Raw genomic sequence first — 8,082 nt, forward strand, 5'->3', positions numbered from 1 at the left:
GCGCCGGCGAGATCCCGGGCGTCGGCGTCGACGGCCAGGGTGGTCATCGCGTCGGGACGACCCAGACCGGGTTGGTGTAGAACCACAGGTCGACCCACGGGTCGGCGTCGCCGACGACGTCGATGGCCGGACCGGCCGGGTCGATGCTCGCGCCCAGGTAGCCGGGCTGGGACCGGTTGGCGTCGGTGCCGCGGACGCGTACGTAGAACGCCTCCTCGACGCGACCGAGGTCGTAGCGCAGCTGGAACGTGCCGGTGCGGCCCGAGGTGTCGGTCTGCTCGATCACCTTGGTGTCGGGGGCCTTCCAGGTGTCGCGGTCGGTGACGTACGTCGGGTCGACCGCGCCCCGGATCACGTCGACCCGGTTGAGCGACGGGATGAACTGCGACCAGTTCGGAACGTCCTGGGCAGTGATGGTGACGACCAGCGAGATCCGGCTGCCCTTCTTGGCCTTCAGGGTGCCGCCGAGGCTCTCCGAGCCGCCGTCGGAGGAGACGACGCGGACGTCGACCGACTTCACCAGCGCGCCGTGGTCGACCCAGACGCGGCCGTTGCGCAGGCCCTTCATGACCGCGCCGTAGCTGCGCTCGGTGGCGCCGACGTGCGTGCGGCTGTAGTAGCCCGGCCAGAAGTCACCGGCGGTGGTGTTGAGGGAGCCCGCGTAGACCGGGTCGCCGTAGCGGCCGTTGGCGTTGAAGGAGGCCGAGTCGGAGCCGTCCGGGCGGCGCGAGGTGGTGCCCCAGTTGACGTGGGAGTCGGAGTTGGCGCTGATCGACCACGGCTTGCCCTCGGCGAGCAGGGAGTCCCACAGGCCGCCGACGGTCGAGGTGAACCAGTCGAAGCCGCCCCACGAGCGGTAGGACTCGGCGGGGTAGCCGGGGAACGAGTTCGGGCCCGGGCCGTTGCCGTAGTAGCCGCGGGCGCTGCCGGGGCCGTAGCCGGCGGGCAGACCCGCTGCCTGGTGGCCGGGTGCGCCCTCCCAGCCGACCGCGATCCGCGGGTCGGCGTCGCGCCAGGCGCGCACCTCGTGCGGGCTGTCGATGCCGTTGCGGGCCGGGTGGTTGGCGAGGAAGAGGGCGTCCGCGACGCGGCGCTTGTCGACCTGCTTGCCGAGCCACTGGATGCCGGCGACGGCGAGTGCCTCGTTCTGCGGGGAGTTGCCGCTCGCGCCCTTGACCGACCCGTCGTAGTCGTTCTCGAACTGCTTGAGCACCGCGACCTCGTTGGCACCCGGGGCGACGAAGACGGTGCCGTGCTCGGCAGCGGGGATGTTCCACTCCAGGCCCTGGAAGATCAGAGTGTCCTTGAGGACCTTGCGGGCGGCGACGATGTCGGGGTTGACCAGGTCGACGCCCAGCTTCGCGTGGGTCGCGCCGCCGTGGTCGGTGATGACCAGCCAGTCCAGGCCGTACGCCGCGCCGTGCTGCGCCTGGTCGATGACCCGGTACATCGCGTCTGAGCTGTACTGGGTGTGGATGTGGTGGTCGCCGGCCAGCCAGTGCCGGATCGTCGCCCGGTTGCCGGTGCGCGCGGTGGCGGTCGCGGTCTCGGCCATGGCCGGGGTCACGCCGGTCATGCCCGCCATCCCGGCGGTCACGGCGCCGGCGATGCCAGCGGCGCGGAGCAGGTTGCGCCGGGAGACCTCGGCAGGACGCAGGTCGCTGTCGGACGCGTCCGAGGAGGCGGCGAGGGTGATCTCGTCGACCTCGTGGGAGTGGGAGTGGCCGTGATCGTGGCCGTGCTCGTGGGCGTGCTCGTGGGCGTGGTGGTGACCGTCGGGCCCGTGCGAGTGGGGGTGGTGCTCGTGTGACACGTTGAAACCTCCGCTGGGGGGTAAGCCGTCTCCGCGTGCCCGAGCAGCGGCGCTCAGAGCCAATCGGCGCCGGATGGCCGGGGTACGTCGCCCGGTTGCCCTCCCGGTGAAATTTTGCCGAGGCGTCGGCCCTGCAGGCCGAGGCGTCACCCGCGCAGGCCGAGGCGTCACTTCTGCAGACCGAGACGTCAGATCACTTGCTAGTAAGGCTACCCTTACTCGCGTGACGACGACCGACCGCCGCGACGACGACGCCGAGACCCTCGCCGACCTCCTCGGAGGCGCACGCGGCGCGATCGACGCCACCGTCCCGCCGGTCGCTTTCGTGGCCGGCTGGCTGGTCAGCGGGGAGATGTGGGTGGCGACCGTGGTGGCGCTCGGCCTGGCCGCGATCGTGGCCGTCTGGCAGTGGCGCAAGGGGCGCAAGCCGCGCGCTGTCCTGCTGGGGGTGGCCGGGGTCGCGGTCGCGGCGATGATCGCGCTGCGTACGGGGCGGGCGGAGGACTTCTTCGTGGTCCAGCTCGCGGCCAACGCGGCCAGCGCCCTGGTGTGGGTGGTCAGCATCGCGTTCCGCTGGCCGCTGCTGGGGGTCGTCGTCGGGCTGATCCTGCGCCAGCGTGGTGCGTGGCGCCGCGACCCCGCCCTGCTGCGGGCCTATGCGCTGGCGAGCTGGGTCTGGGTCTGCCAGTACGTCATCCGGGTCGCGATCTTCGGCCCGCTGTGGTGGTCCGGCGACGTGGTCGCCCTGGCCATCGCCCGGGTCGCGCTCAGCTGGCCGCTGGTAGCGCTCTGCCTGGTGGTGAGCTGGTTCGTGCTGCGCCGCTCCCTGCCCGAGGACCACCCCGGGCTGCGCCATCCTCAGGTCAGCGCGGCCTGAAGCAGGTCGTAGAGCCGGCGAGTGGCGCGCTGCTGGTCGCCCTCCCGGATCACCAGCGCGAGCCCGGCGCGCACCTCCGCGTCCACGATCGGCGTCGCGACCAGATCCGTCCCGGCCGCCATCGACTCGGTCAGCACACAGACCCCCAGCCCGCGGGCGGTGAGCCCGAGCAGCGTCTCCGGATTCGACCCGGACAGGTCGACCTTCGCCTCCACGCCGGCCCGGGCGCACGACTGCTCCAGAGCGGTCCGCACGCCGGTCCCCGACGGGATGCACAGCACCGTCTCCTCGCGGAGGTCGGCGAGCCGCGGCCGCGCGCCGGCCAGGCGGTGGTCCGCTGGCGTGATCACCGCGAGCCGCTCGTCGCTGACCGAGTCCGTGGCCAGGCCGTCGAGGACGGGCCCCGCGTGGGAGATCAGGCCCAGGTCGAGCTCGCCGGCCAGCGTACGTCGCTGGAGGCGGTCGGAGGTGTCCTCGACGAGCTCGACACTGACGCCGGGGTGCTCGCGGTGGAAGCCGGCGACGGCGTCGAGGAAGCCGGGGATCGTGCAGCCGGCGATCATCCCGAGACGTACGTGGCCGTGGATGAGGTCGCTCAGCTCATCGGCGCTCTGCCGCACGCCCTCGATCGCCCGGATCGCGTCGCGGGCTCGGGGGAGGAGCGTCTCGCCGGCATGGGTGAGCCGGACGCTGCGAGGTCCCCGGACGAGCAGGTCGTGCCCGAGCTCGCGCTCGAGCTTCGCCAGCTGGGCGCTGATGCCCGACTGGCTGACGTGGAGCCGCTGGGCAGCGGCCGTGAAGGAGCCGTGGTCGACGACGGCGACGAAGTAGCGGAGCTGTCCGATCTCCATAACCAATGATGCTAGCAACCAACAGAACTATCTGTTTGAGTGTTGGATCGCTCCCCGTCAGGCTGGGTGGTGAAAGCCCAACGACCCGAGGAGATCCCGATGACCGCATCCGCTGCCGAGCTCGCCGAGGCGTACTTCACCTCCTGGCAGGAGCGCGACTTCGTCCGCCTGCGCTCGCTGCTCGCCGACGACGTGAGCTTCGCCGGCCCGCTCGCCACGATCGAGGGCGCCGACGGCTGCATCACCGGCCTGGAGGGGATGGCGCAGGTGCTCGACAAGATCGAGGTGAAGGAGCGGCTCTCCGACGGGCCGAGCGTGATCACCTGGTTCGACCTGCACACCACCATCGCCGAGCCCGCCCCGACCGCCAACTGGATGCGCGTCGATGACGGGCTGATCACCGAGATCCGCGTCGCCTTCGACCCGCGCGGAATCCTCGCGGCTCGGGGCTAGGGTCGGTTTCGAGGACTCCCTCAGTCGACCGCGGTTCCGGTGGGACGGGCGACGGATGCCAGTGACCTGCGGGTGGACGGTGCCGCCAGCATCGCCACGACGAACGAGGTGAGCAGCACGCCCGCGACGAGAAGCAGTGATTCCACCGCGTAGGCGTCCGCGAGCGGACCGAACACGACCATGCTCAGCGGCATCGACACCGTCAAGACGATGCCGACGAACCCGAAGACCCGGCCCTGCATCTCGGGCTCCACGGTTTCCTGCAGGATCGACATCGCGGAGGTCGACATGACGGTGAAAGTCACTCCAATACCCAGACCGAGTGCGAAGAACACCCAGAGGTTGGTGGACAGCCCCAGCCCTGCGGTCAGGACCCCGGCCGCGAGCATGGCGCCGACGACGAGGGCGATCCGGTTGCGGACCCGCGGGCCGACGACGGCCATGACCAGACCGCCGGCGAGCATTCCCACGGCCCAGAAGAGCTCGTTGGCGGTGAGCTTCCAGACCTCCTGGCCGAAGGTGCGTGTCACCATGAGAGGGGTGAGGTACGACGGCGCGCCGACGAGCAGCGCCGTCACCGCGTACATGGTCATCAGCCACCGTACGGCGGCGCGGGACCGGATGTAGCGCAGGCCGGCCGCGAGGTCGCCGAAGTAGCTCGGCGGGAAGGCGCCGTCGGAGCGCACGAGCCGCGGGACCCGGACGAGCATGAGCAGGCCCACCCCGACGAGCGCCGTCACGACGTCGACGAAGAACACCGCGACGATGTCGAAGTTCGCGTAGATGGCGGCTGCCAGTGCCGGCGCGAGGAGCATCATGCCGGATTGGATCGACTGGTTGATGCCGTTGATGCGGATGAGCTGGGTGGCGGGAACGATCTGCGGGATCATCGCGCTCACCGCCGGGGTCTGGATGCCGGCGAACGTGGATCGGACCGCGAGCGCCGCGTAGATGAGCCACAGGTCGTCGACCCCCGAGAGCATCAGCAGCGCGAGCGCGAGCGTGGCGACCGCGATGGTCGTGTCGGCACCGATGATGAGCAGCCGTCGGTCGTGCCGATCGGCCCACACACCGCCGAAGATCGACACGAACGCCTGCGGCAGCATGCCGAACACGATGCTCAGCATGAGAACTGACCCGGACTGGGTGAGGATCGTCAGATGCCACATGACGGTGAACTGGACGAGCATCGAGCCGAGCAGCGAGACGGTCTGGCCGGTGAGAAAGACCGCGACGTTCCGCTTCCAGCGCGGGGCATCCTCGGCGATGCCGGTGGCGGACGGCGCAGGTGAGGGGGTGAAACCGGGACTGAGTACGTCCTCGTCGGTGTGCATGGGAACCATGCTGAGACCTCAAGCTCAATTGAGGTCAAGGCCTGGCATGCCAGGCGGACTTCCGAGGTAGGCCCTAGGCGACCTGCCGGCCGCCCGGCCGCGTCCGGGCGGTCTCGCGGATGACCTCGGCCACCAGGTCGGGGTCATCGTTCATCGGGACGTGGCCGCAGCCCGCCAGCCAGCGGTGGTTCGCGTGCGGGAGACGCCGCGCGGCGATCTTCGCCTGGTAGGGGAGCAGGGTGAGGTCGCGCGATGCCCAGGCGATCGTCGTGGGGACGTCGGGCTCGGGCGGTCCCGGGTAGTCGTAGCGGTAGACACCGCTGAAGAACGTCCTGATCCCTTCGCGGGAGGCGACCATGTTGGCCGTGTCGGCGGCAGCGACGGCCGGGTCGATCCGCTCCGGGTGGGCGAAGAAGCAGCTCATCGTGACCGTACGCGCCACCCGCGACTGCAGCACCGTCCCCGCCGCCGGCGCCAGCGGCCGCGCGACCGCCTGGATGCCGGCGAACAGGCCGCGCACATAGAGGTAGTCGACCCGGTTCATCCAGAACCCGGCGGGGGAGAGCGCCGTCACCGTACGCGCGTGCCCCGCATCGCCCATCTCCAGCGCGAGCAGCCCGCCGAGGCTGTTGCCGGCGACGTGCGGCCGCTCGACCCCGAGCTCGGTCCGAAGCGCGTTCAGCTCGTCCGTCACCGCCTCGCGCACCGTACGTCCCGCCAGGTCGAACGCCGGCGACTCGCCGTGCCCCGGCAGATCGATCGTGATCACCTCGAACTCGTCAGCCAGCCGCTCCACGACCCCAGCCCACGCCTGCCGGCGGTGCGCGATGCCATGGATCAGGAGCAGCGGCTCCCCGCTGCCGGTCCGTTCGTATGCGAGCATCCTGGCTCCTTCGGGTTGCCTCCGGGTGTCGTGCCGATGGCTCGGAGCCTACGTCCGGCGTGTCCCCGAATGTGGGTCCGGCGGGCGGATGCGCTAATGTTTCACCCGCAACGCGTGATTGGCGCAGTGGTAGCGCACTTCGTTCACACCGAAGGGGTCACTGGTTCGAACCCAGTATCACGCACAAGAGAAACCAGCCGCTGACCAGGGATTTCAACTGGTCGGCGGCTGGTTTCGTTTGGGTGCATTCTCTCCGCTGCTGAGGATGCCTGACAAAGTGCCTGACTAGGCAGTCACGCGGACTTCTTCTGACCGTCGCCGCCGAACAGGTTGTCCATGACCTGTGCTCCGGTCTGCATGACGGGTCGAAGTTCGTGCCTGTAGACCTGCTCCGTCACCCGGCTTCCTCCGGCGTGACCCACGAGCCGGGCGATTTCCTCGACCTCCACCCCGTACTCGGAGAGCAGGGAGACGAACGAGTGGCGCAGCTCTCGCGGTGTCCACTCCTTCGGGTTGATGCCCTCGACTTTGCCGAGTGCCCGGCGGAAGCTGCGGCGGACGTTGTGTGCGTCCAACTCGGTCCCGAGCGCGGTCGTGAATACGAGGTCGGTCTCAACCCACTTGGAGTCCGCCCGTGTGCGCCAACGGTCTTGCCGCTTCTCGTATTCGCGGAGCACCGTTGCGACCTGCTGCGGAAGCGCGAGCGTCCGTCGCGACTTCTTGGTCTTGACGTCACCGCCCTCGCGGTCAGAGCGCCACACGAACATGTGCGGCGGCATCGGCGGATCTGCGTCGGGGTCGCCGTCGAGGTCGACGTGATCCCATCGGAGCGCGCGCACCTCCTCAGTTCGAGCTCCGGTGAGCAGCGAGACCACGATGTAGGCGTGCATCCGGTCTCCGGCCGTGGCGGTCAGGATCGCCTTCGCCTGGGCGAGAGTGAGCGACTTTGACGGTCGGCCCGGTCGGCCCTTCGGGGTCTCGGCAAGTTCAACCACGTTCTTCTCGACCAGGCCATGAATCATCGCTCGCCGGACGGCGTTCTTCAGGCATCGCCGTACCTCGCGCAGGCTGGTTGTCGCGAGCACCTCGGCCCGACCGGCGAGCCATTCGTCAACCTGCTGCACCGTGAGCCGCTGCAACTTCTGGCCACCGATGATCGGGATGATGTGCGTCTCGCACAGAACCCGGTTCTTCGCGCGGGTGCTCTCTCCGGCCCGGGCTCCCTGCCCGAACTCCAGCCAGTTCTCAACCGCCTTGCGCACGGTGTAGTGCTGAGCCTGAGGGGTCAGTCCGGCCCGGTAGTCCTGCACCCGCTTCTTCATGTTGCGCAGCGCTTCCGCTTCGGTCGAGCCGTAGCCCGACCGGACGATACGCTTGCCGTTCGCGTTGTAGCCGACGGTCATCTCGGCCACGTAGCGCTGGCGGCGCTCGTCCCAGCGAACGCCGCCCTCCCCGCGGACTCGGCGCTTCTTGCTCTCGTTGCTCACGCTGCGTTCTCCTCGACTAGTTCGGATACGTACTCGGTCAGTGCTGTGACGGGCACTAGCCGACGGCGGCCCTCCTTGACGGTCCTGAGGCGTCCCGAGCGGATCAGTTCGTAGACCACGGACCGACTCATCCGGAGGGCTTCGGCGGCTTCCTCGACGCGGTAGAGGATCGGCGGAATCTCGCGCTGCATCTCGGTCATCGGCTGGTCTCCTCGCAGGTCGGGTGCATGTGGGTTCCGTCGTCTACGGCCATGGGCTGGTGGCAGGCGCGGCAGGTGAGGGGGAGGGCACCCGTCCCAGCCGTCCCAGCCGTCCCGGTCGGGTGTTGTGGCTGGTCAGGGGCTGTTCTTGGGTGGGGCGGCTGTGGGACGGCATGATTTCGCG

At 69.6% G+C, this 8,082-nt stretch carries 8 protein-coding genes and 1 tRNA gene; 3 read left to right on the plus strand and 6 right to left on the minus strand.

Annotation, left to right across the window (positions count from 1 at the left end; translation table 11 throughout):
* Window positions 1-43: 43 nt before the first annotated feature.
* Window positions 44-1,813, minus strand: a complete 1,770-nt coding sequence (locus ACFVJS_RS24310; protein WP_378885844.1) for a histidinol-phosphatase — start codon at window positions 1,811-1,813, stop codon at window positions 44-46.
* A gap of 223 nt (window positions 1,814-2,036) precedes the next feature.
* Between ACFVJS_RS24310 and ACFVJS_RS24315 the strand changes: the two genes are divergently transcribed.
* Complete coding sequence (locus ACFVJS_RS24315; protein ID WP_378885846.1) at window positions 2,037-2,690, plus strand: DUF3159 domain-containing protein; 654 nt, start codon at window positions 2,037-2,039, stop codon at window positions 2,688-2,690.
* Here ACFVJS_RS24315 and ACFVJS_RS24320 read toward each other — a convergent pair.
* A complete protein-coding gene (locus ACFVJS_RS24320; RefSeq protein WP_378885848.1) occupies window positions 2,672-3,541 on the minus strand; it encodes a LysR family transcriptional regulator in 870 nt (289 codons plus the stop codon). The genes ACFVJS_RS24315 and ACFVJS_RS24320 overlap by 19 nt on opposite strands.
* A gap of 99 nt (window positions 3,542-3,640) precedes the next feature.
* On the opposite strand from ACFVJS_RS24320, the gene ACFVJS_RS24325 reads away from it, so the two are divergent.
* Window positions 3,641-3,994 (plus strand): nuclear transport factor 2 family protein, encoded by a 354-nt coding sequence (locus ACFVJS_RS24325; protein ID WP_378885849.1) that lies wholly within the window; start codon window positions 3,641-3,643, stop codon window positions 3,992-3,994.
* A gap of 20 nt (window positions 3,995-4,014) precedes the next feature.
* Here ACFVJS_RS24325 and ACFVJS_RS24330 read toward each other — a convergent pair whose 3' ends face one another.
* Window positions 4,015-5,328 (minus strand): MFS transporter, encoded by a 1,314-nt coding sequence (locus tag ACFVJS_RS24330; protein ID WP_378885851.1) that lies wholly within the window; start codon window positions 5,326-5,328, stop codon window positions 4,015-4,017.
* 73 nt (window positions 5,329-5,401) lie between these two features.
* A complete protein-coding gene (locus ACFVJS_RS24335; protein WP_378885853.1) occupies window positions 5,402-6,211 on the minus strand; it encodes an alpha/beta fold hydrolase in 810 nt (269 codons plus the stop codon).
* Between the two features lie 112 nt (window positions 6,212-6,323).
* Between ACFVJS_RS24335 and ACFVJS_RS24340 the strand changes: the two genes are divergently transcribed.
* Window positions 6,324-6,395: transfer RNA gene (locus tag ACFVJS_RS24340), tRNA-Val, on the plus strand.
* A gap of 109 nt (window positions 6,396-6,504) precedes the next feature.
* On the opposite strand, the gene xerC is transcribed toward ACFVJS_RS24340, so the two are convergent.
* Both xerC and ACFVJS_RS24350 read right to left on the minus strand, forming a co-directional pair.
* Window positions 6,505-7,698, minus strand: a complete 1,194-nt coding sequence (gene xerC / locus ACFVJS_RS24345) for a tyrosine recombinase XerC (protein ID WP_378885855.1) — start codon at window positions 7,696-7,698, stop codon at window positions 6,505-6,507.
* Entirely contained in the window at window positions 7,695-7,898 is a 204-nt protein-coding gene (locus ACFVJS_RS24350) for a helix-turn-helix domain-containing protein (RefSeq protein ID WP_378885856.1), read from the minus strand. Before ACFVJS_RS24350 ends, xerC begins: the two co-directional genes overlap by 4 nt.
* Between the last annotated feature and the right edge of the window lie 184 nt (window positions 7,899-8,082).

Source organism: Nocardioides sp. NPDC057772 (genome assembly GCF_042798075.1).
GTDB lineage: Bacteria > Actinomycetota > Actinomycetes > Propionibacteriales > Nocardioidaceae > Nocardioides.

What these genes read in the sequence shown, in the direction of transcription:
- ACFVJS_RS24330 (WP_378885851.1), bottom strand. Translation starts at nt 5,328, where the DNA reads ATGCACACCGACGAGGACGTACTCAGTCCCGGTTTCACCCCCTCACCT.
- ACFVJS_RS24320 (WP_378885848.1), bottom strand. Translation starts at nt 3,541, where the DNA reads ATGGAGATCGGACAGCTCCGCTACTTCGTCGCCGTCGTCGACCACGGC.
- ACFVJS_RS24350 (WP_378885856.1), bottom strand. Translation starts at nt 7,898, where the DNA reads ATGACCGAGATGCAGCGCGAGATTCCGCCGATCCTCTACCGCGTCGAG.
- ACFVJS_RS24325 (WP_378885849.1), top strand. Translation starts at nt 3,641, where the DNA reads ATGACCGCATCCGCTGCCGAGCTCGCCGAGGCGTACTTCACCTCCTGG.
- ACFVJS_RS24335 (WP_378885853.1), bottom strand. Translation starts at nt 6,211, where the DNA reads ATGCTCGCATACGAACGGACCGGCAGCGGGGAGCCGCTGCTCCTGATC.